20 protein-coding genes are annotated in these 16,044 nt (G+C 69.5%); 18 read left to right on the plus strand and 2 right to left on the minus strand.

Annotated features, from left to right (window positions below):
- Positions 1–52: 52 nt before the first annotated feature.
- From M8R19_RS24765 to M8R19_RS24800, 8 genes are all read left to right on the plus strand, one after another.
- Entirely contained in the window at positions 53–1,147 is a 1,095-nt protein-coding gene (locus tag M8R19_RS24765; protein ID WP_074984735.1) for a protein-glutamate methylesterase/protein-glutamine glutaminase, read from the plus strand.
- The gene (locus tag M8R19_RS24770; RefSeq protein WP_074984733.1) at positions 1,147–1,887 is read left to right on the plus strand and encodes a flagellar motor protein; all 741 of its coding nucleotides are present in this window, start codon (positions 1,147–1,149) and stop codon (positions 1,885–1,887) included. The genes M8R19_RS24765 and M8R19_RS24770 overlap by 1 nt, the downstream gene beginning before the upstream one ends.
- 13 nt (positions 1,888–1,900) lie before the next feature.
- Entirely contained in the window at positions 1,901–2,785 is an 885-nt protein-coding gene (gene motD / locus M8R19_RS24775; protein ID WP_069863804.1) for a flagellar motor protein MotD, read from the plus strand.
- Between the two features lie 46 nt (positions 2,786–2,831).
- Positions 2,832–3,620, plus strand: coding sequence for a ParA family protein (locus M8R19_RS24780; RefSeq protein ID WP_074984731.1), 789 nt, complete (start codon positions 2,832–2,834; stop codon positions 3,618–3,620).
- 83 nt (positions 3,621–3,703) lie between these two features.
- Positions 3,704–4,579, plus strand: a complete 876-nt coding sequence (locus tag M8R19_RS24785; protein ID WP_074984729.1) for a CheW domain-containing protein — start codon at positions 3,704–3,706, stop codon at positions 4,577–4,579.
- A 74-nt stretch (positions 4,580–4,653) separates the two neighbouring features.
- Positions 4,654–5,133 carry a chemotaxis protein CheW gene (locus M8R19_RS24790; protein ID WP_009621111.1) on the plus strand — a complete coding sequence of 160 codons (480 nt, stop codon included), beginning with the start codon at positions 4,654–4,656 and terminating at the stop codon, positions 5,131–5,133.
- Position 5,134: 1 nt separating this feature from the next.
- A complete protein-coding gene (locus tag M8R19_RS24795) occupies positions 5,135–5,545 on the plus strand; it encodes a DUF2802 domain-containing protein (protein ID WP_074984727.1) in 411 nt (136 codons plus the stop codon).
- Positions 5,546–5,622: 77 nt separating this feature from the next.
- Positions 5,623–6,153, plus strand: coding sequence for a hypothetical protein (locus M8R19_RS24800; RefSeq protein WP_145923864.1), 531 nt, complete (start codon positions 5,623–5,625; stop codon positions 6,151–6,153).
- 69 nt (positions 6,154–6,222) lie between these two features.
- Here M8R19_RS24800 and M8R19_RS24805 read toward each other — a convergent pair whose 3' ends face one another.
- Together M8R19_RS24805 and fliK are read right to left on the minus strand one after the other, a co-directional pair.
- Positions 6,223–6,537 (minus strand): EscU/YscU/HrcU family type III secretion system export apparatus switch protein, encoded by a 315-nt coding sequence (locus M8R19_RS24805; RefSeq protein WP_249919204.1) that lies wholly within the window; start codon positions 6,535–6,537, stop codon positions 6,223–6,225.
- A complete protein-coding gene (gene fliK, locus M8R19_RS24810) occupies positions 6,534–8,114 on the minus strand; it encodes a flagellar hook-length control protein FliK (protein ID WP_074984723.1) in 1,581 nt (526 codons plus the stop codon). Before fliK ends, M8R19_RS24805 begins: the two co-directional genes overlap by 4 nt.
- Positions 8,115–8,290: 176 nt before the next feature.
- Here fliK and ccmA point away from each other — a divergent pair, with 176 nt between their 5' ends.
- The 10 genes from ccmA to M8R19_RS24860 all read left to right on the plus strand — a co-directional run bounded on the left by ccmA (position 8,291) and on the right by M8R19_RS24860 (position 15,737).
- Positions 8,291–8,962, plus strand: a complete 672-nt coding sequence (gene ccmA, locus M8R19_RS24815; protein ID WP_249919205.1) for a cytochrome c biogenesis heme-transporting ATPase CcmA — start codon at positions 8,291–8,293, stop codon at positions 8,960–8,962.
- Entirely contained in the window at positions 8,959–9,630 is a 672-nt protein-coding gene (gene ccmB, locus M8R19_RS24820) for a heme exporter protein CcmB (protein ID WP_009621123.1), read from the plus strand. Before ccmA ends, ccmB begins: the two co-directional genes overlap by 4 nt.
- Before the next feature lie 64 nt (positions 9,631–9,694).
- On the plus strand, positions 9,695–10,441 hold the full coding sequence (locus M8R19_RS24825) for a heme ABC transporter permease (RefSeq protein ID WP_099049042.1): 747 nt from the start codon (positions 9,695–9,697) through the stop codon (positions 10,439–10,441).
- Positions 10,438–10,614, plus strand: a complete 177-nt coding sequence (ccmD, locus tag M8R19_RS24830; RefSeq protein WP_009621127.1) for a heme exporter protein CcmD — start codon at positions 10,438–10,440, stop codon at positions 10,612–10,614. The genes M8R19_RS24825 and ccmD overlap by 4 nt, the downstream gene beginning before the upstream one ends.
- Positions 10,611–11,093 carry a cytochrome c maturation protein CcmE gene (gene ccmE / locus M8R19_RS24835; protein WP_249919206.1) on the plus strand — a complete coding sequence of 161 codons (483 nt, stop codon included), beginning with the start codon at positions 10,611–10,613 and terminating at the stop codon, positions 11,091–11,093. The genes ccmD and ccmE overlap by 4 nt, the downstream gene beginning before the upstream one ends.
- A gap of 2 nt (positions 11,094–11,095) precedes the next feature.
- Complete coding sequence (locus M8R19_RS24840) at positions 11,096–13,072, plus strand: heme lyase CcmF/NrfE family subunit (RefSeq protein WP_249919207.1); 1,977 nt, start codon at positions 11,096–11,098, stop codon at positions 13,070–13,072.
- Positions 13,073–13,074: 2 nt separating this feature from the next.
- Positions 13,075–13,617: a thiol:disulfide interchange protein DsbE gene (gene dsbE / locus M8R19_RS24845; RefSeq protein WP_009621133.1), complete on the plus strand. Its 543-nt coding sequence runs from the start codon at positions 13,075–13,077 to the stop codon at positions 13,615–13,617.
- On the plus strand, positions 13,614–14,084 hold the full coding sequence (locus M8R19_RS24850; RefSeq protein ID WP_058490761.1) for a cytochrome c-type biogenesis protein: 471 nt from the start codon (positions 13,614–13,616) through the stop codon (positions 14,082–14,084). Before dsbE ends, M8R19_RS24850 begins: the two co-directional genes overlap by 4 nt.
- Positions 14,081–15,289, plus strand: a complete 1,209-nt coding sequence (ccmI, locus tag M8R19_RS24855; RefSeq protein ID WP_249919208.1) for a c-type cytochrome biogenesis protein CcmI — start codon at positions 14,081–14,083, stop codon at positions 15,287–15,289. The genes M8R19_RS24850 and ccmI overlap by 4 nt, the downstream gene beginning before the upstream one ends.
- 25 nt (positions 15,290–15,314) lie before the next feature.
- The gene (locus tag M8R19_RS24860; RefSeq protein ID WP_370311050.1) at positions 15,315–15,737 is read left to right on the plus strand and encodes a hypothetical protein; all 423 of its coding nucleotides are present in this window, start codon (positions 15,315–15,317) and stop codon (positions 15,735–15,737) included.
- Positions 15,738–16,044 lie beyond the last annotated feature (307 nt).

Raw genomic sequence — 16,044 nt, forward strand, 5'->3', positions numbered from 1 at the left:
TCCGGCGCGCGGGGACGCCCGCGCGCCCGCAAGGCTTTAATCAGGAGTGTTTATGGCTGTCAAAGTCCTGGTAGTGGACGATTCGGGATTCTTCCGCCGCCGCGTCTCGGAGATTCTTTCCGCCGACCCGCAGATCCAGGTGGTCGGCACGGCCACCAACGGCCGCGAGGCGATCGAGCAGGCGCTGGCGCTCAAGCCCGACGTCATCACCATGGACTACGAGATGCCGCTGATGGACGGCATCACCGCGGTGCGCAACATCATGCAGCGCTGCCCGACGCCGGTCCTGATGTTCTCCTCGCTGACCCACGAAGGCGCCCGCGTCACCCTCGACGCCCTGGATGCCGGCGCGGTGGACTACCTGCCGAAGAACTTCGAGGACATCTCGCGCACCCCCGAGAAGGTGCGCCAGCTGCTCTGCGAGAAGGTCCACAGCATCGCCCGCGCCAACCGCCGCTACGCGTCCTTCCTCAGCACGCCGAGCAGCAGCGCCAGCGCCCCGGCGCCGGCCAGCAGCGCGCCGCGAGCCTCCGCGCAGCCGGCGCCTGCCTCGGCCCCGGCGGCTTCCGCCGCGCCAAAGCGTAAGCCCTACCGGCTGGTCGCCATCGGTACTTCCACCGGTGGGCCGGTAGCCTTGCAGCGGGTGCTGACCCAGCTGCCGGCCAACTTCCCCGCGCCCCTGGTGCTCATCCAGCACATGCCGGCGGCCTTCACCAAGGCCTTCGCCGAGCGCCTGGACAAGCTCTGCAAGATCAGCGTCAAGGAAGCCGAGGACGGCGACCACCTGCGCCCCGGCCTGGCCCTGCTGGCGCCCGGCGGCAAGCAGATGATGATCGACTCGCGCGGGGTGGTGCGCATCCTCCCCGGCGACGAGCGACTGAACTACAAGCCCTGCGTCGACGTCACCTTCGGCTCGGCGTCCAAGGCCTACGGCGACAAGGTCCTGGCGGTGGTCCTCACCGGCATGGGCGCCGACGGCCGCGAGGGCGCGCGGATGCTCAAGCAGAGCGGCAGCCAGGTGTGGGCCCAGGACGAGGCCAGCTGCGTGATCTACGGCATGCCCATGGCCATCGCCAAGGCCGGCCTGGCCGACGCCGTGTACAGCCTCGACGACATCGGCCGGCACCTCTCCGAGGCCTGTGGCTGATGGATGTGCTGAGCCTCGTTGGCCTGATCCTCGCGCTGGTCGCCATCATCGGCGGCAACTTCCTCGAGGGTGGGCACATCAGCGCCCTGGCCAACGGTCCGGCGGCGCTCATCGTGGTCGGTGGCACCCTGGCCGCGGCCCTGGTGCAAACCCCGGTGCTGGTGCTCAAGCGCGCCCTGAGCCTGCTGCGCTGGATAGTGCTGCCGCCGAAGGTCGACCTGCCCGGCGGCATCAACCGCGTGGTGGGCTGGAGCATGACCGCGCGCAAGGAAGGCCTGCTGGGCCTGGAGACCATCGCTGACGCCGAGCCCGACCCCTACGCCCGCAAGGGCCTGCAGCTGCTGGTGGACGGCGTGGAGCCGGAGGCCATCCGCAGCATCCTCGAAGTCGACCTGTTCAACCAGGAAGGCCGCGACCTGCAGGCCGCCAAGGTGTTCGAAGCCATGGGCGGCTATGCGCCGACCATCGGCATCATCGGCGCGGTCATGGGCCTGATCCACGTGATGGGCAACCTGGCCGACCCCAGCCAGCTGGGCAACGGCATCGCCGTGGCCTTCGTCGCCACCATCTACGGCGTGGGCATGGCCAACCTGCTGCTGCTGCCGGTGGGCAACAAGCTCAAGAGCCTGGTGATGCGCCAGTCCAGCTACCGCGAGATGCTGATGGAAGGCCTGCTGTCCATCGCCGAGGGCGAGAACCCGCGCTCCATCGAACTGAAGCTGCAAGGCTTCGTCGGCTGAGGGGCGCTGCGCCATGGCCCGTCGACCGCCCCGCGAGGAGCACGAGAATCACGAGCGCTGGCTGGTGTCCTACGCGGACTTCATCACCCTGCTGTTCGCCTTCTTCGTGGTCATGTACTCCATCTCCTCGATCAACGAGGGCAAGTACAAGATCCTCTCCGAGACGCTGACCGGCGTGTTCAACCAGCCGGACCGTTCGATCAAGCCGATCCCGGTGGGCGACGACCGCCCGCGCACCACCCAGCAGCCCAACGACGCCATGCAGCAGGGCGGCGACGACAACGTCGACGGCGACCCGCTGACGCAGATCGCCGATGCCGTGCGTGAGCAGTTCGGCGACCTGATCGGCAGCGACCAGTTGAGCGTGCGCGGCAACGAGCTGTGGATCGAGATCACCCTCAACTCCAGCCTGCTGTTCCCCAGCGGCGACGCCATGCCGGCGGACGCCGCCTTCGGCATCGTCGAGAAGGTCGCCAGGATTCTGGCGCCCTACCAGAACCCCATCCACGTCGAGGGCTTCACCGACAACGTGCCCATCCACAACGCCCAGTACCCCACCAACTGGGAGTTGTCCACGGCGCGGGCAGCGAGCATAGTCCGCCTGCTGGCCCAGGACGGCGTCGCCCCCTCGCGCCTGGCCGCGGTGGGCTACGGCGAGTTCCAGCCGGTGGCGGACAACGCCAGCGCCGAGGGCCGCGCGCGCAACCGCCGGGTGGTGCTGGTGATCTCCCGCAACCTGGAAGTGCGCCGCAGCGTGAGCGGCGTGGGCAGCGCCAAGGCGCAGCCCGATGGCGCCCTGCGGCAGGCTGGCACGCAACCTGCACCGGTGGCTGCCAGTGGTGCGCCCGCGGCCGGAGGCGTCAATTCCCCGCCGCCGGCGCCGGCCCCTGGAAGCTGAGAAAGATGAAGTACATGAACCGAGCATACGGACCGGGGAGAGCAGCATGAAAGTCTGGGCGGTAGCCAACCAGAAGGGCGGCGTCGGCAAGACCACCTCGTCCATCGCCCTGGCCGGCCTGCTGGCCGACGCCGGCAAGCGCGTGGTGGTGGTCGACCTCGACCCCCACGGCTCCATGACCAGCTACTTCGGGCACGATCCGGACACCCTGGAGCACAGCGTCTTCGACCTGTTCCAGCACCAGGGCGCGGTGCCCGAGGGCCTGCCGCGGCAACTGCTGCTGCCCACCAGCCACGAGAAGATCGCCCTGCTGCCGTCGAGCACCGCCCTGGCCACCCTGGAGCGCCAGTCTCCCGGGCAGAACGGCCTGGGCCTGGTGATCTCCAAGGCCCTGGCGCAGCTGTGGCAGGACTTCGACCACGCCATCATCGACAGCCCGCCGCTGCTGGGCGTGCTGATGGTCAACGCCATGGCTGCCAGCCAGCACCTGGTGATCCCGGTGCAGACCGAATTCCTCGCCCTGAAGGGCCTGGAACGCATGGTCAACACCCTCAACATGGTCAACCGCTCGCGGCGCCAGGCGCTGCCCTTCACCATAGTGCCGACGCTGTTCGACCGCCGCACCCAGGCCTCCATCGGCGCCCTGCGCATGCTGCGCGACACCTACCCGGAGACCCTCTGGCCGGCGTTCATCCCGATCGACACCCGCCTGCGCGACGCCAGCCGCCACGGCGTGGTGCCGTCGCGCCACGATGCCAACAGCCGCGGGGTGATCGCCTACCGCGCGCTGCTCAAGCACCTGCTCGGCCAGGTGCCGGCGAGCCAGGTGGCCTGAGCGATGTTTTTCCGACGGCTGCCTTCAAGTCCGGGCCCGGTCCAGCCGATAGACTGGGTGAACCCTTTGCGCGGATTTTCTGCATGAGCCGTTCCGCTACCGCCACACGCCCCCAGCTCGCGCTGCAGTCCTACCTGGACGCGCTGCTGCAGGAGGCCACATTCGACGATTTCGAGGTCGAGGCGCCGGCCCCCGCGCCGGCCGCCCCGGTCCTGGCCGCCGTGCCGGCTCCCGCGCCGGCGCCGGTCGCCGAGCCCGTCAGCAGCGTCAGCCTCGACGAGTTCGAGGCCGCGGTGCTCGAGGAACAGGTGCGCGATGCCCACCGCGTCACCCGCGCCGCTGTCCCGCTGCCGGTGGCCGAGGCGCCGTTGCCCGTCGCGCCGGTGGTCGAAGCCGCTCAGCCGGTGGAGGCTGCCGACGAGGTGATCGACCTGCACCGCCCGGGCAGCGCGCAGATGCCCCCGGCGCCGCTGGCGCTGCTCGACGACGGCCGCCCGGAGTGGGCCGCCGAGCCCTTCGAGTGCCTGCTGTTCGACGTCGCCGGGCTGACCCTGGCGGTGCCGCTGGTGTGCCTGGGCTCCATCTACCCGCTGGCCGGCAAGGAACTGACGCCGCTGTTCGGCCAGCCGGACTGGTTCCTCGGCATCCTGCCCAGCCAGTCGGGCAACCTGAAGGTGCTGGACACCGCGCGCTGGGTGATGCCCGAGCGCTACCGCGACGACTACCGCGAGGGCCTGCAGTACGTGATTTCCGTGCAGGGCTACGAATGGGGCCTGGCGGTGCACCAGGTCAGCCGCTCGGTGCGCCTGGACCCGTCCGAGGTGAAATGGCGCAGCCAGCGCCAGCAACGCCCGTGGCTGGCCGGCACGGTGATCGAACAGATGTGCGCGCTGCTCGACGTCTCGGCCCTGGCCGGGCTGATCGACAGCGGCGCGCTCCGCAGCCAGGCCCGTCACTGACGGGCCGGCAACGCAATTGAACGACAACCGCCGCGCTACCCTTGAAGCGTGGCCGAACACGAGAGGCTAGGGATATGAACAAGACGTCTGCGCAAGGTGCCGAGGATCCGATCCTGCAGTGGGTCACCTTCCGTCTGGACAACGAGACCTACGGCATCAACGTGATGCAGGTCCAGGAAGTGCTGCGCTACACCGAGATCGCCCCGGTGCCGGGCGCGCCCAGCTACGTGCTGGGGATCATCAACCTGCGCGGCAACGTGGTCACCGTCATCGACACCCGTCAGCGCTTCGGCCTGGCTCCGGCGCCGGTCTCGGACAACACCCGCATCGTCATCATCGAGGCGGACAAGCAGGTGGTGGGCATCCTGGTCGACAGCGTCGCCGAGGTGGTCTACCTGCGCCAGTCGGAGATCGAGACCGCGCCCAACGTCGGCAACGACGAGTCGGCCAAGTTCATCCAGGGCGTGTGCAACAAGAACGGCGAGCTGCTGATCCTGGTCGAGCTGGACAAGATGATGACCGAGGAAGAGTGGTCGGAGCTGGAGAGCATCTGAGGTGCTCGAGCTCGTCATCCTGCTCGCCGTCGCCTGCCTTGGGCTGGGCGGCTTCTGCGCCTGGCTGCTGCAGGGGCAGCGCCGCCAGGCCGCGCAACTGGCCGAGCAGGCCACGCGCCAGGCCGCCCTGGAACAGCGCCTGAAGGAGCTGGCCAAGCGCAGCGAGGCCTACCAGCGCGTCAACGTGCGCATGGGCGAGGAACTGGGCGAGCTGCGCAAGCAGCTGGCCAACCTGCCCGAGCGCCTGGCGCGCCTGGAGCAGCGCGACCCCACCAGCCTGTCCTTCAGCCAGGCCGCGCGCCTGGCCGGGATGGGCGCCTCGGCCTCCGACCTGGCCCAGGCCTGCGGGCTGTCCCAGGCCGAGGCGGAGCTGATCACCCGCCTGCACAGCGGCCACAGGCCCGAGGAATGATGCCGGGCGGCCGCTCGGTATACCCTTAGGTGCTTTTCGGATTTGTCCGATCTCTTTCCTCGGAAGCTGTCTTTACAGTGGCTGCTGTCGCCATCTTCGAGGAAACCGCCATGTTGCCGCTGTCGCGCCGCACCCTGGTGTTCTGCCCGCATCCCGGCTGCCTGCAGCAGTACGGCATCCTGCTGAACCGCCTGGAAGTCTTCCACCTGAGCCTGTGCGTGAGCCTGGCCGAGGTGGACCAGGCGCTGTCCGGCGGGCAGCACTACAACCTGTTCATCTACGACAAGTTCAGCCTCTGCGAGGACGACCTCGCAACCCTGCTGCACCTGAGCCGCAACCCGCAGATCCAGCAGTTCCTGCTGGTCGGCAGCTTCAGCGACACGCAGCGCCGCGAACTGCTGGACTGGGCCTGGAACCAGCACGTGCCGCTGCTGCAGGTGCTGGAGCGGCCGTTCAGCCTCGGCCAACTGCGCGCGGTTGTCGCCAGCCTTGTCGACTATTCCGAAGCCGACCAGGGAAGCTTCCCGGGTGCCCACCCGCTGGTTCCCAGCGAAGCCCCGTCGCTGAAGCCGGTCCGCGGCATGCCGGAGTGGCCGGCGCGCGGGTAGGGCTGGCGTCCGCAAAGCCACGCCATCGATAGCGAAGGCACTTCACCCTGAAGTGCCTTCGCTGTTTCGCTAGGGCCGCAACATCAACGCCTTCGCGGCATTCTCTGGCGCTCGCGGCGCCGGGCTCTTGCCCTTGAGGTACCAGGCGAAGGCGATGATTTCCGCCAGGGTGCGGTACAACGGCTCGGGGATGGCGTCGCCCAGCTCCAGGCGGGCCAGCAGGCGCACCAGTTCGCCGTTCTCGTAGATCGGCACTTCGTGTTCGCGGGCGATGGCCAGGATGGCTTCGGCCAGTTCGGCGTCGCCCTTGGCGCTCAGCGTCGGGGTGTTCTGCCCGTCGTAGTTGAGGGCGATGGCCTGGCGCGGCGCGGTCTGTCTGTTCATGCCTTTTCGTCCACCCAGCGTTGTTCCAGTGCGGTGCGTGCGCCTTGTGGCGCGCGGCCTTTGTTGCAGCACAGCTCGCGCACGGTGAAGCCGGCGTCCTGCAGGCGCTGGCGCAGGTAGCCGAGTTCGCTTTCCATCAGGTTCGCGGTGCTTTCGCGTTCAGCCCAGAACTGGCTGCTCAGGCCCAGCGGCGCCAGGGTGGCCTGGACCTGCAGCGGCCCCAGCGGGTCGAGGTCGAAGGCCAGGTCGATGCGCCACAGGCTTTCCCGCGGCTGTTCCGGGTCGTTGGATTCGCGCCGGTCCTCGTGCTGGATGCGCACCTGCAGCGGTACCAGCGAATCCTCGGTGCGCATGGGCACCTCCATCTGCCAGGTGTGCAGTTGGCCGCCGCCACGCAGCGGCTCGCTCTGCACCAGGCTGCTCAGCTGGTGCGTCTGCAGCCGCGCCACGGCGGCCGCGGCCAGTTTCAGCAGCGACTCCAGGTCGTCTTCGTCTTCCAGCTTCTGCAGCATGCGCGAGGGCAGCGGGAAATCCGCCTGCTGCAGGCGCGGGCTGCCGTTCTGGTTGAGCGCGCCCAGGGCGTTGCGCACGAACGCCGGCAGGCTGCTGGCCAGGTTGGCGGCGGCGTTGTTGGCGAGGTTCGCCAGCAGGCCCGGCGTGGCGTTGCCCTGTTCGGCGGGCAGCAGTTGGCCGAGCAGGCGCAGCAGGTTGGCCTTGAAGTCGCCCGGCAGCGGCGCCAGTCCCTGGAGCAGGCGCGCCTCGAGGAAGCCGCCGCTCTGTTGCAGGGCCTGGGCCAGGCCCTTGGCGTCGCTCAACTGGCGCACGTCGGGCAGGCCGGCGAGCAGGCGCTCGACGGCGCCGCGCAGGGTCTCGGGCAACTGGTTGCCGGCCTTCAGCGCCAGCAAGTTGTCGAGCAGGCCCTCGGTCGAGGCCTGGCGGGCCTGCTGGGTGCCCAGCTGGCTGGTCAGTTCGAGTCGGTCGAGGCGCCCGGCCAGGGGCAGGAAGAGCAGGGCGCGGCTGTCCTGGACCTGGGCGCTGAGCAGGCTGCCGGCCTTCAGCGGGCGCGCCGAGTCGATGTCCAGCAGGCGGCCGGCCAGGGGGCCGCCGAGCAGGCTGAGCAGTACCCGGTAGCTGGCCGGCTGCGCCGGGGTGCCGCCCTGGGGCGTGCTGGACAGCACCTTGCCCTGCAGCAGGCTGCCCACCGGCAGTTGTTCCAGGTCGAGGCTGTCCAGCGGCGGCAGGTCGCCCAGCGCCTGCTGGGCGCTGGAGAGCAGGGTGGCGGCCAGGCTGGTAGCGCTCAGGGCGGAGATGTTCAGGGTGCTGCCCTGGGGCAGGGCCTGCGGGCTCTCGGCGGTGACCAGCGTCTGCTGGCCGCCGGCCAGGGTCAGGCGCAGCAGCAACTGGAAGTTGTAGGCCGCCTGCTTCACGCCCAGCACCTCGGCCTGGGCGCTCTGCCCGGGCGGCAGCAGGTCGCCCAGGCTGCGGGCGAGCGTGAGCGACAGCTGCGCGGCGTTCTGCACGGAGCGGCTGGCCGTGGCCATGGGGAGCGGGCGGGAAGCGCCAATCTCGCTCGGCATCTGCGTCCTTCAGGGCTTGCGGCGCATCGTCGCGGGGGCGGCGAATGCCTGAAAAGCCTTAACAAGCTGTCGAAATTGCCGGCGCCGGGGCCGGAAACAGGCGTGTATAATGCGCCGCCCGTGGCCACTATAGCGGCCTGCGCTGCACCGACTTTAGCCTGAATTCGATTTTCCCGATGGGTGCCGATGCCTTGACCAGCCCGCTTCTCGAAACCGTGGCGCTCGCCTGCGAGCGGGACTGGCGCATGCTCTTCGAGCGCCTGGACCTGCGCCTGGGCGCCGGCGAGATGCTGCAGGTGGTCGGCCCCAACGGCAGCGGCAAGACCAGCCTGCTGCGCCTGCTCTGCGGGCTGATGCAGCCCACCGCCGGGCAGGTGCGCCTGAACGGCCGGCCGCTGGAGGAACAGCGCGGCGAACTGGCGCGCAACCTGCTGTGGATCGGTCACGCCGCCGGCATCAAGGGCCTGCTCAGCGCCGAGGAGAACCTCGCCTGGCTCTGCGCCCTGCACCAGCCGGCGGACCACGCGGCGATCTGGCGCGCCCTGGAGGCGGTCGGCCTGCGCGGTTTCGAGGACGTGCCCTGCCACACCCTGTCCGCCGGCCAGCAGCGCCGCGTCGCCCTGGCGCGCCTGTACCTGGAGGCGCCGCCGCTGTGGATCCTCGACGAACCCTTCACCGCCCTCGACAGGCAGGGCGTCGCCCAGCTCGAGGAACACCTGGCGCGGCACTGCGAGGAGGGCGGCCTGGTGGTGCTCACCACCCACCACACGCTGAGCCGCATGCCCGGCGGCTATCGTGACCTGGACCTCGGCCAGCACGCCCGCGAAACGGCCGGGGAGGGCGCATGAGCAACGTCTTCGGCCTGCTCCTGGCGCGCGAGGCGCGCCTGCAGTTCCGCCGCCCGGCGGAGCTGGCCAACCCGCTGGTGTTCTTCGCCATCGTCATCGCCCTGTTCCCCCTGGCCGTCGGCCCGGAAACCCGGATGCTGCAGGACCTCTCGCCCGGCCTGGTGTGGGTGGCGGCGCTGCTGGCGGTGCTGCTGTCGCTGGACGGTCTGTTCCGCAGCGATTTCGAGGACGGCTCCCTGGAACAGTGGGTCCTTTCGCCGCACCCCCTGCCTCTTCTGGTCCTGGCCAAGGTGCTGGCACACTGGCTGGTTTCGGGGCTGGCCCTGGTCCTGCTGTCGCCGCTGCTGGCCCTGATGCTGGGTTTGCCGGTACGCTGCCTGCCGGTGCTGCTGCTGTCGCTGTTGCTCGGCACCCCGGTGCTGAGCCTGCTCGGCGCGGTCGGCGCGGCGCTGACCGTGGGGCTCAAGCGCGGAGGGCTGCTGCTGGCGCTGCTGATCCTGCCGCTGTACATCCCCGTACTGATTCTCGGCAGCGGTGCCCTCCAGGCCTCGCTGCAGGGGCTGCCGACCGCCGGGCACCTGCTCTGGTTGGCCAGCCTGACGGCGTTAGCATTGACGCTGACGCCCTTCGCCATCGCTGCCGGCCTGAAGATCAGCGTGGGCGAATGACGCCTGCCGGTGCCGCTGGAGCGGCGCCGGCACTAGAAAAAAGTGCCCTGACACACAGAGCCTGATGATGAACTGGACTTGGTTTCACAAGCTTGGGTCGCCCAAGTGGTTCTACGAGATCAGCGGACGCTGGCTGCCCTGGTTCGCCGTCGCCGCGGCGTTGCTGATGGCCGTCGGCCTCGTCTGGGGCCTGGCCTTCGCGCCGCCGGACTACCAGCAGGGCGACAGCTTCCGCATCATCTATATCCACGTGCCGGCGGCCTTCCTGGCGCAGTCCTGCTACGTGATGCTGGCGGTGGCCGGCGCCATCGGCCTGATCTGGAAGATGAAGATCGCCGACGTCGCCGTGCAGTGCGCCGCGCCCATCGGCGCCTGGATGACCTTCGTCGCCCTGGTCACCGGGGCCATCTGGGGCAAGCCGACCTGGGGCGCCTGGTGGGTGTGGGACGCGCGCCTGACCTCGATGCTGATCCTGCTGTTCCTCTATTTCGGCGTCATCGCCCTCGGCCAGGCCATCGGCAACCGCGACAGCGCGGCCAAGGCCAGCGCGGTGCTGGCCATCGTCGGGGTGGTCAACATCCCGATCATCAAGTTCTCCGTGGAGTGGTGGAACACCCTGCACCAGCCGGCCACCTTCACCCTCACCGAGAAGCCGCCGATGCCGCCGGAGATGTGGATTCCGCTGCTGCTGATGGTGCTCGGCTTCTACTGCTTCTTCGCCGCCGTGCTGCTGATGCGCATGCGCCTGGAAGTGCTCAAGCGCGAAGCCCGCGCGTCCTGGGTCAAGGCTGAGGTGGAGCGCGCGCTATGAGTTTCCATTCCTTCGGCGAATTCCTCGCCATGGGCCACCACGGCCCCTATGTGTGGTCGGCCTACGCCATCAGCCTGGTGGTGCTGGCGATCAACGTGGCCGCGCCCATCCTGGCGCGCAAGCGTTACCTGCAAGAAGAGGCGCGCCGTCTGCGCCGGGAGGCCAGCAAGTGAATCCGGTCCGCAAGAAGCGTCTGTACATCGTCCTCGCCATCGTCGCCGGTGTCGGCGTCGCCGTGGCCCTGGCGCTGTCCGCGCTGCAGCAGAACATCAACCTGTTCTACACGCCGACGCAGATCGCCAACGGCGAAGCGCCGCACGACACGCGCATCCGCGCCGGCGGCATGGTCGAGAAGGGCTCGCTGAAACGCTCGGCCGACTCCCTGGACGTGGAATTCGTGGTCACCGACTTCGCCAAGGAAGTCACGGTGAGATACCGCGGCATCCTCCCGGACCTGTTCCGCGAAGGGCAGGGCATCGTCGCCCTCGGCAAGCTTGACCAGAACGGCGTGCTGACCGCCGACGAGGTGCTGGCCAAGCACGACGAGAAATACATGCCGCCGGAAGTCACCAAGGCGCTGAAGGACAGCGGCAAGCTCGGTGAATACCAGCAGGGCGGCCAGCCCGGCGCCGCGGCCCAGGGGAGCAACTGACGATGATCCCGGAACTCGGCCACCTGTCGCTGATCCTGGCGCTGTGCATGGCGCTGGTGATGTCCTTCTTCCCGCTGGTCGGCGCCTGGCGCGGCGACCGCCAGTGGATGAGCCTGGCGCGCCCGGCGGCCTGGGGGCAGTTCGCCTTCCTGGTGTTCGCCTTCGCCTGCCTGGCCTGGGCCTTCCTGCATGACGACTTCTCCGTGGCCTACGTGGCCAGCAACTCCAACAGCGCGCTGCCCTGGTACTACAAGTTCAGCGCCGTGTGGGGCGCCCACGAGGGCTCGCTGCTGCTCTGGGCGCTGATCCTCGGCGGCTGGACCTTCGCCGTGTCGATCTTCTCCCGCGAGCTGCCCGAGCCGATGCTGGCGCGGGTGCTGGCGGTGATGGGGATGATCAGCACCGGCTTCCTGCTGTTCCTGATCATCACCTCCAACCCCTTCAGCCGCCTGCTGCCACAGGCGCCGGCCGACGGCAACGACCTCAACCCGCTGCTGCAGGACCCGGGCCTGATCATCCACCCGCCGATGCTCTACATGGGCTACGTCGGCTTCTCGGTGGCCTTCGCCTTCGCCATCGCCGCGCTGCTCGGCGGCCGCCTCGACGCGGCCTGGGCGCGCTGGTCGCGGCCCTGGACCCTGGTGGCCTGGACCTTCCTCGGCATCGGCATCGTGCTCGGCTCCTGGTGGGCCTACTACGAACTGGGCTGGGGCGGCTGGTGGTTCTGGGACCCGGTGGAGAACGCCTCCTTCATGCCCTGGCTGGTGGGCACCGCGCTGATCCACTCGCTGGCGGTGACCGAGAAGCGCGGGGTGTTCAAGAGCTGGACGGTGCTGCTGGCCATCGCCGCCTTCTCCCTCAGCCTGCTGGGCACCTTCCTGGTCCGTTCCGGGGTGCTGACCTCGGTGCACGCCTTCGCCTCCGACCCGGAGCGCGGGGTGTTCATCCTGGCCTTCCTGCTGGTGGTGGTCGGCGGCTCGCTGACGCTGTTCGCTCTGCGCGCGCCGGTGGTCAAGAGCCAGGTCGGCTTCGCCCTGTGGTCGCGCGAGACCCTGCTGCTGCTGAACAACGTGGTGCTGGTGGTGACCGCCGCGATGATCCTGCTCGGCACCCTCTACCCGCTGGTGCTCGACGCCATCAGCGGCGCCAAGCTGTCGGTCGGCCCGCCGTACTTCAACGCGCTGTTCGTGCCGCTGATGACGGGGATGATGCTGGCCCTGACCGTGGGCGTGCTGGTGCGCTGGAAGGACACCCCGACGCAGTGGCTGCTGCGCATGCTGACGCCGGTGCTGATCGGCGCCGTGGTGCTCGGCGGCGTCGCCACCTTCCTCTACGGCGACCTGCACTGGCCGGTGCTGGCGGTGTTCCTGCTGGCCTTCTGGGTGATCCTCGGCGGGGTGCGCGACTTCCTCGACAAGGTCCGCCACAAGGGCCTGGTGGCCGGCGCCGCGAGCCTCAACCGCAGCTACTGGGGCATGCAGGTGGCGCACCTGGGCATCGCCGTGTGCGCCATCGGCATCGTCCTCACCAGCCAGTTCAGCGCCCAGCGCGACCTGCGCATGGCCCCGGGCGAGAGCGTGGAGCTGGGCGGCTACCAGTTCGCCTTCGAAGGCACCAAGCACTTCGAAGGCCCCAACTTCACCTCCGACAAGGGCACCATCCGCGTCACCCGCAACGGTAGCGAAGTGGCCGTGCTGCACCCGGAGAAGCGCCTGTACAGCGTGCAGCGCTCGATGATGACCGAGGCCGGCATCCACGGCAGCCTGACCCGCGACCTCTACGTCGCCCTGGGCGAGCCGCTGGACGACGGCGCCTGGGCCGTGCGCCTGCACATCAAGCCGTTCGTCCGCTTCATCTGGCTGGGCGGCCTGCTCACCGCCCTGGGCGGCGTGCTGGCGGCGTGCGACCGGCGCTACCGGCTGAAAGTGAAAACCAAGGTGCGCGAGGCGCTGGGCCTCGCCGCCGGACAGGGAGCCTGAGTGTGAAGCGTGCGATCCTGCTGTTGCCGCTGGCGATCTTCCTGGTCGTCGCGGTATTCCTGTTCCGCGGCCTGTGGCTCGACCCCAGCGAGCTGCCCTCGGCGTTGATCGACAAGCCGTTCCCGGCCTTCGCCCTGCCCGGCGTGCTGGAGCCGGGCAAGACCTATACCCAGGCCGACCTCAAGGGCCGCCCGGCGCTGGTCAACGTCTGGGGCACCTGGTGCCCGACCTGCCGCTTCGAGCACCCGGTGCTGGCCAAGCTGGCCGAGCAGGGCGTGGTGATCGTCGGCATCAACTACAAGGACGACAACGCCGCCGCGCAGAAGTGGCTGCAGGACCTGCACGACCCCTACGTGCTGAACATCGCCGATGCCCAGGGCACCCTGGGCCTGGACCTGGGCGTGTACGGCGCGCCGGAGACCTACGTGATCGACAAGGACGGCATCATCCGCCACAAGCTGGTCGGCGCCGTCGACGAGAAGGTCTGGCGCGAGCAACTGGCGCCGATCTACCAGCGCCTGGTGGACGAGGCGGGGGGCAAATGAAGCGACTCCTCGCCGCGGCCCTGCTGGGCCTGAGTCTCGCCGGCGTGGCCCACGCCGCCATCGACACCTACGAATTCCCCAACGAGGCCGAGCGCCAGCGCTTCCGCAGCCTGACCACCGAGCTGCGCTGCCCGAAGTGCCAGAACCAGGACATCGCCGACTCCAACGCGCCCATCGCCGCCGACCTGCGCAAGCAGATCTACGAGCAGCTGCAGCAGGGCAAGAGCGACGAGCAGATCGTCGACTACATGGTCGACCGTTACGGCGACTTCGTGCGCTACAAGCCGCCGGTCAACGCCCGCACCTGGCTGCTCTGGTTCGGCCCCGCGGCCCTGCTGGGCCTGGGCGTGCTGGTGGTGGGCGTGCTGGTGGCGCGCCGCCGCCGCAGCGCCGCCGGTCCGTCCGCCAGCCTGTCCGCCGAGGAACAGGCCCGCCTGAATCAATTGCTGGATAACCAAGACAAATGATCGACTTCTGGCTCGCCGCCGGCCTGCTTGCGCTGGTGGCCATGGCTTTCCTGCTGATTCCGCTGCTGCGTGGCCGCCGCGCCCAGGCCGAGGAAGACCGCACCGCCCTCAACGTCGCCCTGTACCAGGAACGCCTCGCCGAGCTGGACGCCCAGCACGCCGCCGGCACCCTCGACGACGCCCAGCTGCAGTCCGGGCGCGCCGAGGCCGCCCGCGAACTGCTGGCCGACACCGAAGGCGAGGGCGAGCGCCGCTCGCGCCTGGGCCGCGCCGCGCCGCTGCTGGCGGCCGTGCTGCTGCCGCTGCTGGGCCTGGGCCTGTACCTGCACTGGGGCGCCAGCGAGAAGCTGGCGCTGTCCCGCGAGTTAGCCGAGCCGCCGCACTCCATGGCGGAGATGACCGAGCGCCTGGAGAAGGCCGTGCAGGCCCAGCCGGATTCCGCCGAGGGCTGGTACTTCCTCGGTCGCACCTACATGACCCAGGAGCGCTTCGAGGATGCCGCCAAGGCCTTCGAGCGCGCCGCCAACCTGTCTGGGCGCCAGTCCGAGGTGCTCGGCCAGTGGGCCCAGGCGCTGTACTTCGCCAACGGCAAGAAGATGGCCGGCGCCGCCCAGGCCCTGGCCGACGAGGCGCTCAAGCAGAACCCGGAAGAGGTCACCACCCTCGGCCTGATGGGCATCGCCGCCTTCGAAGACCAGCGCTACGCCGATGCCGTGGACTACTGGCAACGCCTGGTCGCCGCGCTGCCGGCCGACGACCCGTCGCGCGCGGCCATCCAGAGCGGCATCGAGCGCGCCCGCCAGCACCTGGCCGAGCGCGGCGAGAAGCTGCCGGAAGCGCCGGCCGCGGCAGCCACTGCCGGCGTGACGTTGAAGGTGCGGGTGGACCTCAGCGACGCGGTGAAGGGCCAGGTCAAGCCGGACGACAGCGTGTTCGTCTTCGCCCGCGCGGTGAACGGCCCGCCGATGCCGCTGGCGGTCAAGCGCCTGAAGGTGGCCGACCTGCCGGACGAGGTGTCGCTCAGCGATGCCGACGCCATGATGCCGCAACTGAAGCTGTCGGCCTTCCCGAAGGTGGAGCTGGTGGCGCGGGTGTCGCGCGCCGGCAATGCCATCAGCGGCGAATGGATCGGACGCAGCCAGCCGTTGTCTACTGCCGGCGCGGGCGATCAGGCGGTGACCATCGACAGCCCGGACCAGCATTGACCGAACCCTTCCTGGAGGTGCGCCCGTGAAAGGCCGAATCCTCGCCCTCGCGGCCCTGCTCGCCCTGGCCGGTTGCGCCGGCCAGCAGCCCCACACGCAAGCCCCGGCGCCGGCCCCGCAACCCGGCGCCAGCGGCCAGGTGCCGGCGGCCACGCCGTCGAACAAGCCGGCGCCGCGCACGGCCATCACGCCGAACCCGCAGAACCCTTCGAACAAGCCACGCAGCACCCACACCCAGTTCGCCCCGCCGCCGGGCGGCAAGGGCCGCTGGGACCCGAACCTGGGCGTCTACGTGATCCAGGGGCAGCAGGACCTGTACTACCGCCAGCGCACCTACTACCACTGGGACGGCGCCTGGTATTGGGGCGTGAGCCCGCAGGGCCCCTGGACCGCCACCGATGCCAACGGCGTGCCGCCGGGGTTGAGCCGCCGCTACGCGCAGCCCTGAGGCCGGTGATTTTCGTAGGAGCGAGCTTGCTCGCGAATGAATTTCCCGGCTGCTGCGACGTTTGGGGTTGACGCCGTACCCTCACCCCAGCCCTCTCCCAGAGGGAGAGGGGGCCGTTCGGAGCGAGCGGCGAATTCGGAGTCATCCTGAAACTCCCATCTATTTCCTCCATTCCCGCGTTCGCGGGAATGACGAGGGAGAAGGATCACGCCTGACTTCCAGGCCGCTCAGGACAGCCCCCTCTCCCTTCAGGGAGAGGGTTGGGGAGAGGGAACGGCGTCAACCCCAAACACCGTAGCCGCCGGGA

Source organism: Pseudomonas sp. R3.Fl, assembly GCF_023516765.1.
GTDB classification, from domain to species: Bacteria; Pseudomonadota; Gammaproteobacteria; order Pseudomonadales; family Pseudomonadaceae; genus Pseudomonas; species Pseudomonas citronellolis.